Annotated in this window: 1 pseudogene; it reads right to left on the bottom strand. The window is 77.2% G+C overall.

What is annotated here, in order from left to right:
* Positions 1 to 254: pseudogene (locus AC0I8G_RS26050) on the bottom strand (aminotransferase class V-fold PLP-dependent enzyme); the annotation flags it as partial.

Genomic DNA, 254 nt, shown 5'->3' with positions numbered 1-254 from the left:
CGAGGACAGGGATCCCGCGTTCGTGGGCGGCGGCGCTGCTGAGGGCGACGGGCAGGAACCGCGCCGTCGGGGAGGTGATGTGGTCGAGGACGACGAGGGCGGTCCGTTCGGACCGTTCCGCGACGACGGCCGCGGCGGCCTCCTCCGGCCCCGCACCCAACGGGACGTGCGCGGTGCGGCTCCGTCCGCCCCAGCGCCGGACGAGCCGACGCGCGCCCAGCGTCACCGCGCCGTACCCGTGGTCGGTGACGACG

The organism is Kineococcus sp. AC630 (genome assembly GCF_979255925.1).
This window is presented reverse-complemented; position numbering and strand designations above follow the sequence as displayed.